Origin of the sequence: Streptomyces sp. NPDC057428 (assembly GCF_042803195.1) — a bacterium.
GTDB lineage: Bacteria > Actinomycetota > Actinomycetes > Streptomycetales > Streptomycetaceae > Streptomyces.
This window is the reverse complement of record NZ_JBHVCT010000117.1, coordinates 1-15,347: the sequence shown is the minus strand read 5'-3', so window position 1 is coordinate 15,347 and position 15,347 is coordinate 1. Positions and strand designations below refer to the sequence as shown.

Annotated in this window: 10 protein-coding genes and 1 pseudogene; 5 read left to right on the top strand and 6 right to left on the bottom strand. The window is 68.3% G+C overall.

Going from position 1 to position 15,347, the window contains the following annotated elements; all coding sequences use genetic code 11:
- Positions 1-340: 340 nt before the first annotated feature.
- Positions 341-922, top strand: coding sequence for a hypothetical protein (locus ACFU5K_RS28775; protein WP_384066785.1), 582 nt, complete (start codon positions 341-343; stop codon positions 920-922).
- Between the two features lie 72 nt (positions 923-994).
- A complete protein-coding gene (locus ACFU5K_RS28770) occupies positions 995-3,658 on the top strand; it encodes a Helicase associated domain protein (protein WP_384066783.1) in 2,664 nt (887 codons plus the stop codon).
- Positions 3,659-3,812: 154 nt separating this feature from the next.
- Here ACFU5K_RS28770 and ACFU5K_RS28765 read toward each other — a convergent pair whose 3' ends face one another.
- The gene (locus ACFU5K_RS28765) at positions 3,813-4,937 is read right to left on the bottom strand and encodes an ISAs1 family transposase (protein ID WP_384066782.1); all 1,125 of its coding nucleotides are present in this window, start codon (positions 4,935-4,937) and stop codon (positions 3,813-3,815) included.
- Between the two features lie 404 nt (positions 4,938-5,341).
- On the opposite strand from ACFU5K_RS28765, the gene ACFU5K_RS28760 reads away from it, so the two are divergent.
- Positions 5,342-5,845: a hypothetical protein gene (locus ACFU5K_RS28760; RefSeq protein ID WP_384066780.1), complete on the top strand. Its 504-nt coding sequence runs from the start codon at positions 5,342-5,344 to the stop codon at positions 5,843-5,845.
- 692 nt (positions 5,846-6,537) lie between these two features.
- Here the strand turns inward: ACFU5K_RS28760 and ACFU5K_RS28755 are convergent.
- From ACFU5K_RS28755 to ACFU5K_RS28735, 5 genes and pseudogenes are all read right to left on the bottom strand, one after another.
- Positions 6,538-7,314, bottom strand: coding sequence for a hypothetical protein (locus tag ACFU5K_RS28755; protein ID WP_384066779.1), 777 nt, complete (start codon positions 7,312-7,314; stop codon positions 6,538-6,540).
- A gap of 85 nt (positions 7,315-7,399) precedes the next feature.
- Positions 7,400-7,744 (bottom strand): annotated as a pseudogene (locus ACFU5K_RS28750) (transposase); the annotation flags it as partial.
- A 542-nt stretch (positions 7,745-8,286) separates the two neighbouring features.
- On the bottom strand, positions 8,287-8,844 hold the full coding sequence (gene tpg, locus ACFU5K_RS28745) for a telomere-protecting terminal protein Tpg (RefSeq protein WP_384066778.1): 558 nt from the start codon (positions 8,842-8,844) through the stop codon (positions 8,287-8,289).
- Positions 8,845-8,856: 12 nt separating this feature from the next.
- Positions 8,857-11,100 carry a telomere-associated protein Tap gene (gene tap, locus ACFU5K_RS28740; RefSeq protein WP_384066776.1) on the bottom strand — a complete coding sequence of 748 codons (2,244 nt, stop codon included), beginning with the start codon at positions 11,098-11,100 and terminating at the stop codon, positions 8,857-8,859.
- Positions 11,101-11,283: 183 nt separating this feature from the next.
- Complete coding sequence (locus ACFU5K_RS28735) at positions 11,284-11,424, bottom strand: hypothetical protein (protein WP_384066774.1); 141 nt, start codon at positions 11,422-11,424, stop codon at positions 11,284-11,286.
- A 1,369-nt stretch (positions 11,425-12,793) separates the two neighbouring features.
- Between ACFU5K_RS28735 and ACFU5K_RS28730 the strand changes: the two genes are divergently transcribed.
- Positions 12,794-14,044: a ParA family protein gene (locus ACFU5K_RS28730; protein ID WP_384066772.1), complete on the top strand. Its 1,251-nt coding sequence runs from the start codon at positions 12,794-12,796 to the stop codon at positions 14,042-14,044.
- Positions 14,041-15,129 carry a ParB/RepB/Spo0J family partition protein gene (locus ACFU5K_RS28725; RefSeq protein WP_384066770.1) on the top strand — a complete coding sequence of 363 codons (1,089 nt, stop codon included), beginning with the start codon at positions 14,041-14,043 and terminating at the stop codon, positions 15,127-15,129. Before ACFU5K_RS28730 ends, ACFU5K_RS28725 begins: the two co-directional genes overlap by 4 nt.
- Positions 15,130-15,347 lie beyond the last annotated feature (218 nt).

Sequence of the window (15,347 nt, the reverse complement as noted above, 5' to 3'; positions counted from 1 at the left end):
GGTGGGCCGCTGCGCGGCCCACCCACCCCCGGAGCTGCGCACCGGGGGTGACGCTCCGTCCGCTGCGCTCCCGGAGCTGCGGGCTCATACCCGCCGGCCCCGGGTTCCGCTTCGCTCCAACCCGGGGCCGGCGGGTCCGCTGCACTCCCCCGCCTCAACGGTCCTTCCGGCTGCGCCTCCAGAACCTTGGGGCCCGCTGACGCGGGCGGGCTGGCTACAAGGGTGGTGGTCGCTCGTTCGTGCGGGTTCCAGTGTAGCGCGCGCATCGGGTTGATGCAGCATGTACCGTTGGCGGAAACGTGGGACACCCACAACTTCAATGCACCGACCTAGGAGACGCATGGCCGTGGATAGAGAAGAATCTGCTTCATTCTGTCACCCGGCGTGGGACGTGATCGTCCCGGCGCGCGCCGACTATCTGGCATCTGTTTCACCTCACTATGACGAGGTCTTCTGGGATGTCGCGCAGCGCGTCAAGCGTGCTGGCAGTCTCGGTAAGACAGACATCGCGGCCCTGGTCGTATGGAAACGGCTCTCCGCACAGACGCGTTGGGTAACGGCTCTCATGTCGCTGCCCGACAGCCAGGTACGAGCCATCACCGAGCAGGCCGTCGCGGCGGTCCAGGACTGCGGTCTCTCTCGCGGCGAGGCAGCTCGGGCAGGGCGCGGTGCCATCTCGGAACTGCCTGGGTTCGTCAAGGGTGACGCTCTCGCGTCGGCCATCCTGACCTCGGCAACTCCCACCCGGATGGCCGTCTACGACCAGCGTGTCCAGCGCGCCATCGACTTCCTCGGGCTCACACTCACGGACCGATTGGGCCGCTATGGCCGCTACATGGACATCCTCGACAGCCTCCTCAAACACAGCGGAGGGCGCGCAGCCGGTTGGACCGCGCGCGATGTCGACACTGCCTTGTATTGAGCTGGAAAGAATCCTGCGTAAAGGTCAGAAATGCAAGTCGGCTTTTGAATAGATAGATGGTGGGTGCCGGAAGTGCAGAGGATTATTCTCAAGGAACATCAGATCGATCAGAAGTCGGCGTTTCGCAAGTGGGTGGGATTCCCTGCAAGGTCATCGGTGCCGCCGCAGGGCGCCCGGGGCACGATCGTGTCAGCGACCGGCTCGGGCAAGACGATCACAGCCGGCGCATGCGCGCTGGAGAGCTTCGCGGACGGCCGGATCCTCGTCACCGTCCCGACCCTGGACCTGCTCGCCCAGACCGCCCAGGCATGGCGCCTGGTGGGCCACCGGGCCCCGATGGTGGCCGTGTGCTCGCTGGAGAACGACACGGTGCTGAACGAGCTGGGGGTACGCACCACGACCAACCCGATCCAGCTCGCCCTGTGGGCCGGGTCCGGGCCGGTCGTCGTGTTCGCCACGTACGCCTCTCTCGTGGACCGCGAGGACAACGACGCACCAGTGGGCCAGCGGAAGGTGCGTGGGCCGCTGGAGGCCGCTCTAGCGGGCGGGGAGCGGCTCTACGGGCAGCGCATGGACGGCTTCGACCTCGCGATCGTGGACGAGGCCCACGGAACCGCCGGTGATCTGGGCCGTCCGTGGGCGGCGATCCACGACAACGCCCGGATCCCGGCCGACTTCCGGCTCTACCTCACCGCCACGCCGCGCATCCTCGCCGCGGCCCGGCCGCAGAAGGGCGCGGACGGCCAGGAGGCGGAGATCGCGACCATGGCCGACGACCCGGAGGGCACCTACGGCCCCTGGCTCGCAGAGCTCGGTCTGAGCGAGGCCATCGAGCGCGAAATCCTCGCCGGATTCGAGATCGACGTGCTGGAGATTCGCGATCCCTCGCCGGTTCTCGGGGAGTCGGAGGAGGCGCGGCGGGGCCGGCGCCTGGCCCTGTTGCAGACCGCACTTTTGGAGCACGCGGCGGCGTACAACCTGCGTACGGTCATGACGTTCCACCAGAAGGTCGAGGAAGCCCGCGCGTTCGCGGACAAACTCCCCGAGACCGCTGCCGACCTGTACGCCAACGACACCTCCGACGCCGACCTGGCCGCCGCCGACAAGCTCCCCGCATCCTCCATCGACGCGGAGTTCTACGAGCTGGAGGCCGACCGCCACGTACCCCCGGACCGGGTGTGGTCGGCGTGGCTGTGCGGCGACCACCTCGTAGCCGAACGCCGGGAAGCGCTGCGCCAGTTCGCCAACGGCATCGACGCCACCAACCGGCGCGTGCACCGGGCGTTCCTCGCGTCCGTGCGCGTGCTCGGAGAGGGCGTGGACATCACCGGCGAGCGGGGAGTCGACTCGATCTGCTTCGCGGACACCCGCGGCTCCCAGGTCGAGATCGTGCAGAACATCGGCCGGGCGCTCCGGCTCAACAGGGACGGCTCCACCAAGGTGGCCAGGATCATCGTGCCGGTCTTCCTGGAGCCCAACGAGGACCCCACCGACATGGTCGCCAGCGCCAGCTTCCGCCCCCTTGTAGCGGTCCTCCAGGGCCTCCGTAGTCATGATGAACGACTCGTCGAGCAGCTCGCTTCCCGCGCGCTCACGAGCGGCAAGCGCAAGGTCCACGTCCGGCGTGACGAGGACGGGCAGATCGTCGGGGCCGGCGGCGCGGGCGACGGCGAGGACCAGGAGGAGGACGACGACACACAGGCCGCCGCCGAAGCGGCCCTGCTCCACTTCTCCAGCCCGCGCGACGCGGCGACCATCGCGGCGTTCCTCCGGACCCGGGTCTACCGGCCGGAGTCGTTGGTGTGGCTGGAGGGCTACCAGGCCCTGATCCGCTGGCGAGCGGAGAACGAGATCACCGGCGTCCACGCCGTTCCCTACGACGTCGAGGTCGAGGTGGGGGTCACGAAGAACTTCCCGCTTGGCCGATGGGTCCATCAACAGCGCAAGGCGCTGCGGGCCGGGGAGCTGGAGGAGCGGCGCAAGACCCTGCTGGACGCCCCCGAGGCCGGAATGGTGTGGGAACCAGGCGAGGAAGCCTGGGAGAACAAGCTCGCCGCGCTCCGGTCCTACCGCCGGGCCATGGGACACCTCGCGCCGCGCCAGGACGCGGTATGGGGCGAGGGCGAAGCGATGGTGCCCATCGGGCAGCACATGGCGAACCTGCGCCGGAAGGGCGGCCTGGGCAAGGACGTGGATCGGGCCGCCGTGCGCGCGCAGCAGCTGGCCGCAGTCGATAAGGACTGGGACTGCCCGTGGCCGCTGGACTGGCAACGCCACTACCGCGTCCTCGCCGACCTCGCCGACACCGAGGCCGACGGGGTTGTGCCCGCCATCGAACCCGGGGTGCTGTTCGAAGGCGACGACCTGGGGAAATGGCTCCAGCGCCAGAAGCAGCCGGTGACCTGGGCGCAGCTGTCGGGCGAGCAGCAGGAACGGCTCTCGAAGCTGGGCATGCAGCCCGACCAGGCGCCGTCCCCCGCCCCGGCGGCGGCGCGTGCGACGAAGAGTCCGAGCAAGGCTCAGCAGGCGTTCCAACGGGGCCTGACGGCCCTTGCGCAGTGGGTGGAGCGGGAAGGCGTGGGCCGACCGGTACCCCGGAAGGCGATGGAGACCTTGCCCGACGGAAGCGAGACCAAGCTCGGCATCTGGTACAGCAACATCAAGTCCAGGCGGAACAAGCTCACCGCCGAACAACTCGACGCACTACGCAAGCTCGGGGTGGAGTGGGCCGTGTAGCGTCCGGTGCTGGTTTCCATAGCAGGTCGCTTCCGCATCGGCACACATCACCCTCGGAGAGCATGTGCACATGAGAGAAGTACGCAAGAGAGTCATGGCCGTATCCGGAATGCTGGCGGCTGTCGTCCAGGCAGGGCCCCGGCAAAGTCGTTGATCACGCGGCCAGGAAGAGGTTGATGGGGCGGTCGGTGTCGCGGGCGTGATGTCGTAGGGCGGCGGCGATGTTCTGGTGGCCGTGGAGGCGGAGGAGGGTGATCGCGGTGTTGCGGACGCCGGCCATGACGCGGGTTGCGTTGCCGGTGCGGACCTGGGAGCGGTCCTCGTCGAAAGTGACGTCGCGGACCCAGTGCAGGCGGTTCTCGATCTCCCCGTGCGACTGCACCCATGTGGCCAGGACTTCCGGGGGTGCGGTGCGGGTGTCCGCGCTGGTGATCAGGTAGACGATCTCGACCGTCCGCCTGCCCTTCCTGGTGACGGTGCGCCGCAGTTGGGCGACTTGCGCGGCCCCGGTGAAGGTGATCCAGGCGGGGACATCGGCGACCTTGATCGTGCGGGTGGCGCGGCGCCCGTGCCCGCGTTCCGTCCTGGTGGAGGCGGGTATCCGGTCCCAGGGCAGCGCCTTGAGCTGTGCATACAAAGACTTCTGATTGGCCTTCACCGTCAGGACATAATCGGCGCGGGCCTGTGTCACCAGCGCCGCGGTGTCGTGCTGGGTGTGCAGCGCGTCCATCGTGACCACCGCTCCGTCCAGATCAAGGATCTCCAGCAACTCCCGGGCCGCGGGGATCTCATTGCTCTTCTCGCTCACGGCCACCTGGCCGAGCACCGCCCCTGACCCGTGTGCGAGCGCGGCGACCAGGTGCGGGGCCGAGGCACCACCACTGCGTGCGCCCCTCACGGTCTTGCCGTCGATCGCGATCACTCGCCGGCCCGCGACCAGCGCGGTCCGCGTCGCGGCCCAGGCCCCCAGGACGGCATCGAGACGGTCCGCGTCCAGTCTCGCGAACAGGCGACGCAGCGTCGACTCGTCCACCGAATCCCGCTCCAGACCCAGCCGCGTCATGGCCACCGCCCCCGCGTCCCGGGCCCACTCCCCGATCGCCGTGAAACCGCGTGCCCCCGCCATGACCGCGCACACCGCGACCGCGATCAGAGCGCCCACCGCATGACGGACCCCGCGCCGCCGACGCGGATCGGGTATCCGGCCGAGCAGGTCAACGAGGAGCTCGTGATCCGGGACGGACGTGCGAACAGGTGCACAGATGCGGGACGATGGCATGGCGCGGGCGTTGTTCCCTGGTCGGACAGAAGGCGTAGGAACCTCCATCCAACCGGACCGGAACGCGCCCGCGCACCTCACTCACCCGAAAAACCCCACGTCACAGGGCTGCCAGACGACTTTGCCGGAGCCCTGGACGTCCAGGACGGCTTCGAGTTCCCGGCAGGAGTGGGCTCTCGGTGATACCCCAGATCCAGAGGGCGTGTTCGGGTGGCCGGACACGGGTCGCCCTCCGCGTTCCCGTCGTACTGATAACTCTCGTCGCCGGCGCGGTGGGAACCGCCTCCTGTGGCCAGGGCGGCCCCGGCGTGGCATCGCCACCAGCGCCGAGGACAGTGGCACCTCGTCCCGAGCCGTCCGCAACACAGACTCTGCCGCAGACCTCCGATCTGCCCAAGCATGCGGTGACCAGCGACAAGAAACCCATGCTCAGCCCGGGCAGGACGATGGCCACGGGATACACCGGGAGTATTTTCCTCACCGGGCTGGCAGACAACTGGAATGTCCGACTCGAAAAGCCCGTCGAGCAGGAGATGCCCGACGGGAAAATGAGGACGTACGTTCACGGGCGCGGCAAGAACGGGATGACCGTGTCGGCCGGTTACGCCGATCACAGGAACATGCCCTCCCTGCTGTGCGACGCGGGTACGAAGGAACCAGGCGATTTCGAGTTCCTGGCTTCCTGCACAGGTCTCGACGTCGCCGGGATCGACCATGCCAAGGCGTCCTCGTGGCTCGACCGGGCGAAGAAGGAGACCGACTCCCTGTACGAGAAGCAGGTGACCAGGACGGGGATCGAACAGGAGTACGTTGTCAGCGGGGTGCTGGTTTCGGGCCCGGTGAGGATGGTTCTGCACCGCACATACGGGAGGTACTCGCTGAGGATCCTCGGAGGCGCAGCGGTGTAGAGGCATCAGCAGGATTTTGGGGTCAAGGCCCCTCGTCCACCTCGCATGTGGAGTGGGCAGCGCAGGATCCGGAGCGGGCGGCGGAGCGCGCGGCGCAGCTCACCGTGATCGGCCCGGACTGGAACTGCCCCTGGCCGCTGGACTGACAGCGCCACCACCGCGTCCTCGCCGACCTCGCCGATGCCGACGGCCAGCTGCCCGGCGTCCTCATGGACGGCGACGACATCGGACTGTGACTGGAGCAGCGGAAGGCCGGGCACCTGGGCGCGGCTCCTGCCCGAGCAGCAGGAGTGGCTGTCCGTGCTGGGCATCAAGCCCGCCCAGTCGCCGTCTCCTGCCCCTGCGGGCGGGCTTGCGACGAAGAAGCCCCGAGCAAGGCGCAGCAGGCGTTCCAGTGCGGGCTGACGGCACTCGCGCAGTGGGTGCACGCACAGCCCTGGCATGTACCTCAGCACTCCGCTCGTTGCCCTGTTGCGTACCCAAAGACGCCCACGCAGCACTGACAATCGGCGGGTCGAATCGGGGCGCTCTGCTCTCGGTCCGTCACCGTCTCTGTCTCCCGTTCTGCGGCTATAGCCCAGGTTCGCCCATCGTGTGCCCTGTACGGCGGATCTCGATCGCGGGTGGCCGCGTCTGTGGGAGGTATGGCAGCTCAGACACGGCAGCTGTAAGTCTTGATCGTCTGGCTCCGGTCATGTGGTCGCTGCCGCGGTGATGTTGTTCCATCGGCGGTGGGCTTCGGCGGCCCGGTGCCGGTGGTGACGGCGCCAGGCGGACCAGTGCAGGACGTGCTCGAGGTCGCGGCGGGGCGTGGGGAGTGCGGTGATCCGCAGGACGGCCAGGAGTTCGCGGCCGCCGGCCGGGGCGAGTTGAAGGCCGTGTTCGGTTGCGTCGACGGTGCGGGTGGCAGCGTGGGTGACGGCGAGTACGGCCGCGGCAAACAGGCTGATCAGGCTCCAGCGCATCCAGGAGTTCCAGCAGGTCACCTGACCCTGGTCGAGTCCGGCCAGGCCCTTCGCGCCTTGGAAATCCTCTTCGGTCTTCCAGCGGGTGCAGACGATGTTCACGAGGACCGCGAGGCTGACGGGGGTGGTGGAGTGGCAGCGGTAGAAGGACAGTTCGCGGGTGTAGCGGTGGCGGCGCACGACGAGGAAGGAGTGTCCGGCCTCGGTGCGGTCCGCGGGGGTGCCGTCGGCCAGGACGTCGATCAGGGCCCAGTCGTAGTGGCGGTCGCCCTTGGTGCCGTCGCCCGTGCGCCGTCGCATCCAGGCCCTGGCCGGCACCTTCGCCGCCAGTTCGGTCGCGGTGAAGCGGCCCACGGCAGTGTTCGCGCGATGGTCGGCCCTGACCGCCAGGGCGTAGTCGAAGCCCAGCGTGCGGGCGGTGCGGCGCAGCTCCAGGCTGCCGTAGACCTCGTCGCCGGTGAACCAGCGGGCGGGAAGGCCGAGCCCGCGGGCGCGGTGCAGCATGGCGGCGGCCTGTTGGGGCTTGGTGGCGAAGGGTGACCTCGTCGGGTACGTGCCGCAGCAGCCGGCGCTCCTCGTCCTCGGCCCAGGCGGCGGGCAGGTAGAGCTCGCGGTCGATGAGTGCGTGCCCGCGTGGCGAGGCGTAGGTGAGATGGACGGCGACCTGGCACAGGCCCACCCCGCCCAGGGCGCCGGAGTACTGGTGGGAGGCTCCCACGCAGTCCGTGGAAGACTTCTCGTCGCCCGTCTCGTCGACGATCAAAACCGCTTCCGTGTCGGCGAGTTCGGCCGCGACCCATTCGGCGAGACTGTCGCGGGCCAGGTCATGGTTCCAGGCGCCGCGCGAGAGGAAGTGCTGCAGGCGGTGTGGCCCGTCGTGCCCGAGCGCTTCGGCGAGGGTCCAGCAGTTGCGTCGCTCCAGCTCCATCAGCATGCCCTGCGTCATCGCCCGGCCCAGCATCCGCGAGTCCCGGCGCGGGAAGCAGGCAGCCACCGCCGCCATCAGCAACCCGAACGCCGCCGTCCAGGCCCGCTCGGCTATCGTGGCCTCCACGGCCACCTGGTTCTTGATCGTCTTCACACACATCAATGATCACGGTGGCCGTTCCCATGCCCGCAACCGCCCCCACTCTGACCTGCACGGACACCTCGACGATCAAGACTTACAGCTGCCGTGACTGTGAGCGGTGAGGTCGCCCCTCTGTAATCAACGCACAGAAGGGAACGGCGCTTCGCCTGTGTGACGCCGCGCTCGACCTTTGCTCGTGCCGCGCGGTGCTGGTCTGCCGCAAGATCAGCCCACACGTTGCCAGGGAGCCCGCCCGGCTTCCTGGCTGGCGACATCCCCCTTGGCCCCGCTGACGCCCAAGCAGGAGCGCGGCGAGCTCATCCGCGCGAACCGGCCCACACACGCTCAATTCGCCAAATGGAATGCTCAGTCACACCGGGGCTCGCACGCTCTTCGGCGTGCTCCGTCTACAGGTCGAACTCGATGTGTTCGATGTCCGTGAACCGGACCTCGTCCAGGCCCCCGGCGCGGCGTCCGCCGTCCTGGAAGTAGACCTCCTTGAGCGCTTCGGCCGCGATCTCCTGGAGCTGGGCGTCGCTGGCGCCGGCCTCTTGGGCCTCGAAGAGGCGCGCGGCGTAGAGCGGGGGCAGGGCGACGGTCAGGTGCCGGATGCGGTCCTGGTCCGTCGAGCCGATCGGGGCGGTGTATCCCATGCGGGCGCGGGTGTCGATGACGATGCCGCCCGTGCTCGCCGCCTTCTGCTTGGCTTTGGCCCGGATCTGCGGCTGCCACCGCTTCTTCACCTCGCGCTCCAGGCGCGCGGCGAGGTCGGGGCGGGGCTTCTTGATCTGGTCCTTCACGTACCGCTCGACGGTGCGCTGGGAGATGCGCAGCATCTGGGCGACCGCCTTGGTGCCGCCCATCTGCTTGACCAGGTAGCGCATCTGCGGGCCCGCGGTCTTTGGTGCCGGGCGGGTGAACGCCTTCTGCACCGCCTTCTCCAGGCCGTCCCCGATCAGGCTCATCGTGGCCTTCTCCTACTCTCCGTTGTCGACGTCGGTGACGGTGCCGTCCTTGATGGACCGGGCGAGGTTGAGCTCCGGGGCGTTGAACCGCTCGCGGACTTCCTCGCCCCACAGGACGGACTGGGTGCCCTCGTGCTTGACCAGGCCGGGGTTGATGCCGAGCTTGAAGCCGCCGGGCAGCGGCTTGCCCTCCCGGTAGGGCAGAAAGTCCAGCGGCGAGGGCCCGTCGGCGGCGTAGACGACGCAGTCGGACAGGATTGCGATCGGGTACTGTCCGGTGAACGCCGCGTGCTTGACGATCTTGCGGTGCAGGTTGATCCGGGTGCGGGAGATGACCGCCGCCCGGATGTCCGGCCGCCACGTCGGGCGCTCCAGGGCCCGCCACCGCTCGCCCGGCCGCCAGCCCTCCCCGCGAGGGCGTTCGCGCAGCTTGCCCAGGCCACCCTTGACCGTCGCCTTGATCGCCGAGACGACGATTCCCAGCTCCGGGTCGCGCTCCTTGTAGCCGTCCATCGCCGTGAGGAAGTCCTCCGGCGACAGGTCGGCGTCGACGCCGAGGTCGGCCATCGTGGCGAGGTAGGCGTCACGCAGCCGCTGGTACCAGCTGTCCAGGTAGCGGCCGTTGTCGTACCGGACCCACGCCTCGGCCGGCGTCACGTCGTAGCCGAGCTCCTGGGCGTAGGCGACGGTCGGTGTCGCGTACCAGGCCGGGCCCGTCGGGCGGTCGCCCTTCGGCGTGAACGGGCAAGGCAGCAGGCTGCCGTCCAGCTCCACCCACTCCTTGCCGACCTTCACGCGGGACAGGTCGACGTGGGACAGGTCGACCAGCCACGAGCCGGGCAGCTTCGGGTCGAACACCGGGTTCTTGACGTGCGTCGGCTCACCGAGACCGACGTTCAGCCCGTTCGCGCCGGCGGCGAAGGCCATGTTCACGTCCAGGCCGACCAGGTAGCGCAGGGTGCACTCGGCATCGGTCATCGGCCGCGCCCAGTCGTACGCCTCCTCGAACAGCTTCTCCGCCGGACCGCGCACATGGAAGCGCGGCAGATCCTTGAGCAGCGGGTGTCCGTCGGGGGCCTCGCACGGCGCGCAGTCCACCGGGTCCGTGCCCAGCGACCCGGGTGTCTTGGTCTCGGCCTGCCGCAGGACGCCGGTTTCCTCGTCCCGCACGGCGTGGGTCGGCGGGTGCAGCGCGGTCATCAGCTCCAGGCCGGTAACGGCAGTGGAGCCGCGCGGCGTCATCACCCTCGACGCGTACACGCCCAGGACACGGGCGAGCTCCGCCGGCGGAAGCTGCGCGGCGTCGCCCCAGAACCGGGGATCCAGCGCGTTCCATGACGGGATGCACAGCTGCACGCACTGGCGGTCCGAGCCCTTGGCCGGACGGTAGATCCGCGCCCACGGCCCGAACCCGCGCTTCGTCAGCTTCCACTCCGCGCGCACCAGCTGCTTGATGACCTTGTGGCCCTCCGGGATCCGCCCGGCGCGCTTTTCCTTCTCCGTGAACGCGACGGGCAGGCCGTAGCGCTCCAGGGCGGCCGCGGTGAGTACGAGCAGCGGGTCGGCCGGCCGTCCCGGGCCGGACAGCTTCGGCTGCCCGAGCTTGGCCTCCTTGAGCGTCCAGTCGACCAGGGACGGCAGGGACTTGGCGGGCACGTCCAGGACCAGGCCGCCGACGCAGTACGCCACAGCCTTCCCGTCCTCGATGTCCACGACCGCCAGCGGCCCGTTCTCGAACCGCGGGTCGCTTCCACCCGCCGGGGTTCCAGCCTGGGCCGCCGCCTTCGCACCCGGGCCGCGCGATGTTGACGACGTCGGCCTGGTGGTGCGCGCCGGACGCGTCGCGGCCGCCGGAGCAGCGGCGACGGGAGTAGAGGCAGGAGCAGGGGTGTTCTTGGCTGCAGTCATGTCCCCGGCCTCGGGTGCTGGTCCGGTGGACAGGGGCTGCGCTTCGGCCGGGGGTGCGGTGGTGAACATGGCTGGCACCGCGGCGTCCTGAACGGGCGCGGCCGCGTCGGCGGGGTAGAGCTCCGCGAGCTTGTCCAGCAGCCGGGCGTAGGCGTCGCGCTCCGGCGGGCGGGGCTCGGTCTTGCCGGCCTCCCAGCCGGACACCGTGGCCCGGCGCACCTTCAACGCGGTGGCCACCTCGTCGATCGTCAGGCCGTGCGCGGCACGCAGCCGCTTGCGCTCCGTCGGTGGCGGCAGCGTGGCGCGAGACGCGAGCAGTGCGTCGACCGCGTCGAACAACTCGGACATGAAACACCTCCTGACCAACACCCTACCCCGCAAAACGTACAATGTGCGTACGTTTGACGTACGGAACGCGTATGAACTTCGTTGGTGAGGCGGAAGCCGAGCGGCGCGGTTGTCCTATGACGTCGAACCTTGAGCGCGTGCCATCGAAGTTTGAGCGGCCAGCGGGTGGCTCGCGAGCAGGCGTCAGTCCAGGCTTGCCATGAACCCGCCGTGGGCGGCGCCGGAGCCGAGCAAGTGGGCCCAATCGAGCACCTCGGGCAGTTCGTCGAGTGCCAGGACGACGGCGCCACCGGCTCGTTCTGCATCCGCGCACCAGTCGCCCATATCGCCAGCCTCGGCGCCCCCGTCGGCTGTGTCGATGACCGGGGCCGCGAGGGCAGGGACGATGAGCCCAGCCTCGCCGGGCCCGTCTACGACACACAGGGTGAGTTTGGGGACGATGTTCCGAGGCCAACCAGTCCCGCCCCCGTGGCATAGGCGGCGCCGCGGAGTGCGCTGGAGAGCAGGACATGGCGTCGACGGAGAAGCCAATGCTGTGCACGGCGAACCCGCCGGACAAGGGCTGAGATAAGGGCTTGCAGATCATTAACACGTTGTTTTGATCTTGCTGTCCTCGCCGGTCTGTGCCTTGACCCGGTCCTGAAGGGCGGCGAGGGCCGTGGGTGGGGTTGTCGCCGGTGGGATGGTGATGCCGTGTGCCTCGAGCAGTCGCCGGTTCTTCAGGAGGGTGCGGTGCATCGGACGCGACCAGCACCGCACCCGCTCCAGCCGCCTCGAACGCCTCGCCTACCGACTCACAGCCTGACCCCCGAATTGCGCAGCAGAGTCCGAGCGTCCAGGCGAACCGACAGGTTCGGTAACACCACGGACGCCGCCCACCGAGACATCAAGATCATTTCCTCACTCCGAACGACCGGCTGGGGGAGGTGGAGGATGCTTTCTCCCAGGAGGCATCGAATGCGGGGCCCGCCGCGGTGGCATCGCCTCCTGGCGGGCGTGCGGGTCGACAACTCGAGGGCCGGCGGGATTGGTCCGGTTTTCGTGCGAGTCAACGAGTTCTATGCAGGACGTTCTCCCCCGTCCTTCGCGACTCTAAGGCTGTGCGGACGAGCGCCATCCGCGGACCGTGGTGATCTTGCCGAGGGAGACGGCTGGCCAATGGTCCGCCACAGCGGGGGAGAGGTCGACAACTTCGTCCACGCTGTCGGTATCGACGGCGGCTGCAGAGCATCTGCGGCATGCGAGTACCCGCTGTCAGCCGAACTCTGGACGACGGATCCAGCGCTCCCTCAATCCGGCACCCAGCTGAGCGTATCGACTACGAAGTCGGGCAGTCAGTCCGAACTGGCGACAGTGAAGTAGCGGCAGCCCAGCTCGGCGGCATTGCCCGCTGGGCACAGGAGACTCTCAACTGACCGCCGAACTGCCCTGTCCACGACGACATGAAGCCGCAATGATGCCTGACCCGGCACCTGGCACAGGTACGTGCGGGCAGCGGACTTGGGACATGCCGGTCAAGCAGGACACCGGCCCTCGGCTATCACGCCGTGATAGGTGCGGCACTGCGGTCACGCGTCCGTGCGCCTCTTGCTCGGAGCGTTATCACGGCGTGATAGCCCGTCACATCAAAAAGTAGTCATAGCTAACGCGTGGCGTACCCGGTTGACCTTTCGCGTTAGTAGAGTGACGAACTATGACGTCACCAGAACCCAGCGGCGACCGCGAGAAGGTCGTCTCGAAGCTGCCCTCCTGGCTCCGCCAGGAACTCAAGATCCGCGCAGTTCAGCACAGCGTCGACATGCAGGACGCTGTCGAAGCAGGCATCGCAGCGTGGCGCGGACTCGGATCCAACCTCAGCACCGTGGACACGAGTGGTGCGGAGTCCTTCGCCACATTCCTGCCCGCCGAACTGTGGTCGGGCTTCCGCGCAGACTGCAAACACCGAGGCGTGTCCCTCATCCAGGGCCTCGCGCAATCCGTGCAGATGTGGCTCGACATCAACCCCGCCCCAGCAGTGAAGCGGCCGGAGATCGTCCGACGCTTCATCGTCTGCAACCAGAAGGGCGGGGTCGGGAAGACTGCAATCACCGCCGGCACGGGAGAAGCTCTCGCTGAGTCCCCGACCATGCTCGTACCGGTACGGGTGTCCAAGCACTTCGCCGCCCTCCTGAACGAGGACAAGACCGGGGGACAGGACCCCCTCGCCCTTGAGGACCTGCCCGGGCTCGGTCAGCGCGTTCTCCTCGTCGACTTCGACCCCCAAGGACACCTCACCCGACAGCTAGGCCAAGAACCCCTCGCCATGGACGGTGACTCCCTCACTAACCACATGGCCGGCGACGGCAAGGGCGACCTGCGCGAACTCATCGTCCCCATCGAGGACGACCGGTTCGGTGACCGCCTGCACCTCCTGCCCGCATGCACCGACGCCTTCCTCCTCGATGTGCGTCTCGCATCGGTGCGCGCACGCGAAGCCTCCCTGGAACGCGCGCTCGCGCCCATCGAAGCCGACTACGACGTGATTCTCGTCGACTGCCCACCCAGCCTCGGCCTCAGCATGGACGCCGCCACCTACTACGGAAGGCGCCGCCCGCAGGAGTCCCCAGGAAACTCCGGCGCCCTCATCGTGGTCCAGGCCGAGGACAGCAGCGCCGACGCCTACGGACTCCTCACGTCCCAGATCGAAGACATGCGCGACGACCTCGCACTCGACGTCGACTACCTCGGACTCGTCGTCAACCACTACGACGCCCGCCGCGGCTACATCGCCACCTCATCCCTCCAGTCCTGGATGGACATAAAGGATCCACGCGTAGTCGGCGTCATCGGAGACCTCAAAGAACATAAGGAGGCCGTCCGCGCCAAGCGGCCCCTCCTCGCCTACGCCCCCCGCTGCGACCAGTCCGTCGCACTGCGCGCCCTCGCCCGGGGGATCAGCAAGTGAGCAAGGCCAAAAACCTCGGCGCCGGAGCCTCCTTCGCACAGGCCCGCCCCATCAGCCAGCGACGCGTCGCAATCGGCGCCGCCACCGGAGCACCCACCGACGGAGTCCCCGACCCCACCGAACTCCCCCTCGCGGTCATCAGCCAGAACCCCGACAACCCTCGAGACGAGCTACGCAACCTCGACGGCCTGGCAGACAGCATCCGAGAAATCGGGCTAATCAACGCCATCACAATCGCCAGCGTCGAGGCCTACCTCTCCGAACGCCCGGACCGAGCCGACGACATCGACGAAGGCACCCGATTCATCGTCATCGACGGCCACCGACGCCTCGCGGCCGCCCGACTCGCCGGTGCTCCGAAGATCCGAGTCAGCGTCGACAACGCCCTCGTCTCCACGGACGAGTCGCTCCTCGAGGCAGCCTTCGTCGCCAACGTCCATCGCGACGACATGAACCCGCTCGAGCAAGCCCAGGCACTACGCAAGCTCGTCGAGTTCTACGGTTCACAGAACAAGGCAGCCAAGCGACTGGGTATTGGCCAGTCGACCATCTCGTCAAAGCTGTCGATCCTCGATCTTGACCCCGAGCTTCAGGCAGACCTCGTCGCCGGACGTCGAAAGATCGAGCACGTAAGGAACTTGGCCAAACTGACCCCGGAGGAACAGCGGGATAAGGCAGACGCCCGAGCAGCTGCATCAGCCGAACCGAAGTCCTCGAACTCGCCCAGTGGGGGAGCGGTTCAGGAGGTTGCCCCCGCGGAGCCAGTGGCATCGCCTCCTGCCCCGGTCACGCCGCTGCAGCAGCCAGAGCTATCACGCCGTGATAACTCCGCAGCCGCGGCACCGGCAGAGCATGCCCCCGAAGAGTTGCCTGCACAGCGCGCTGAGGCCGGCAGCCAGCAGCCGGATGTCACGGAGCTCGCACCGGGGGAGTCGGGCTTTGCACCGCTCAGTCGCGTGACCAAGATGCCCTGGCACGACGGTGACGCCGTGGCGGATCTCGTGCTGAAGAAGATGGACTCCAAGCAGCAACAGGTTGTTCTTTCGCGGCTTCTCACCGTGCACAGCGGGGCGGCCAGCAACTGACCGCAACCCGCTCAAATCAGCCATAAAGGGGTGAAAGTGGGATGCCTGGGCGTTGCCCCGCACCCTTCGGTGCGGGGCCGCCACGGGACTGCTGGAACGATGAAAAGGCGGCTGGCCCCGCGTCCTGCGTTCCGCGTAATTCGGCTGGTCTAGAGGGTCCGATGCGGCGAAGTGCCTGGTCAGCGGGTTCGGTGATGCTGCATGGGCCGAAAGTGACT

What these genes read in the sequence shown, in the direction of transcription:
- ACFU5K_RS28765 (WP_384066782.1), bottom strand. Translation starts at nt 4,937, where the DNA reads ATGCCATCGTCCCGCATCTGTGCACCTGTTCGCACGTCCGTCCCGGAT.
- ACFU5K_RS28755 (WP_384066779.1), bottom strand. Translation starts at nt 7,314, where the DNA reads ATGCTGCACCGCGCCCGCGGGCTCGGCCTTCCCGCCCGCTGGTTCACC.
- ACFU5K_RS28735 (WP_384066774.1), bottom strand. Translation starts at nt 11,424, where the DNA reads ATGGGCGACTGGTGCGCGGATGCAGAACGAGCCGGTGGCGCCGTCGTC.
- ACFU5K_RS28775 (WP_384066785.1), top strand. Translation starts at nt 341, where the DNA reads ATGGCCGTGGATAGAGAAGAATCTGCTTCATTCTGTCACCCGGCGTGG.
- tap (WP_384066776.1), bottom strand. Translation starts at nt 11,100, where the DNA reads ATGTCCGAGTTGTTCGACGCGGTCGACGCACTGCTCGCGTCTCGCGCC.
- tpg (WP_384066778.1), bottom strand. Translation starts at nt 8,844, where the DNA reads ATGAGCCTGATCGGGGACGGCCTGGAGAAGGCGGTGCAGAAGGCGTTC.
- ACFU5K_RS28730 (WP_384066772.1), top strand. Translation starts at nt 12,794, where the DNA reads ATGACGTCACCAGAACCCAGCGGCGACCGCGAGAAGGTCGTCTCGAAG.